This window comes from Facklamia sp. P12932, from assembly GCF_050409545.1.
Taxonomy (GTDB): Bacteria; Bacillota; Bacilli; order Lactobacillales; family Aerococcaceae; genus Facklamia.
Window position 1 is genome coordinate 1 of sequence record NZ_JBNUPG010000060.1, and the last position, 501, is coordinate 501.

At 41.3% G+C, this 501-nt stretch carries 1 protein-coding gene; it reads left to right on the top strand.

Features of this window, described 5'->3' with window-relative positions; all coding sequences use genetic code 11:
• Positions 1 to 497: hypothetical protein (locus tag ACQV2P_RS08690; protein ID WP_428894900.1), on the top strand; the 497-nt coding region annotated here is incomplete at its 5' end.
• Positions 498 to 501: the final 4 nt, after the last annotated feature.

Sequence of the window (501 nt, forward strand, 5' to 3'; positions counted from 1 at the left end):
CAACCCCTTGGATGGTAGCCTGCCAGGTTCCTCTGTCCATGGGGTTTTCCAGGCAAGAATACTGGAGTAGGTTGCCATTTCCTCCTCCAGGAGATATTCCTCACCCAGGGACAGAATCCAAGTCTCCTACATTGGAAGGTGGGTTCTTTACCACTGAGCCATGTGGGAAGCCCTTGAGAAGCAAATACAAGAACTCAAAATATTATAACTTAGGGCTATTTACTGCATGGGATATGTTTTTGTTTAAATCTCATCTTTTCAACGAGACTTATTTAGCCTTGCTGTATTTAATACTGCAACATGCAAACTGCCTCTACTCCCCTGCCAAAATTCACCTCCACCTCAGCACTCTCAATTCCCTTTATCCAGCTTTATTTTTTTTCTATGTCCATAGTTATTATGACCACCTTCCACATTATTTGCTTATGTTTGATTTTTATTATCATGCCTACAAGAATTCAGGCTACACAAGAAGCAAGACCTTGTTTTGTCTCTAAGTAC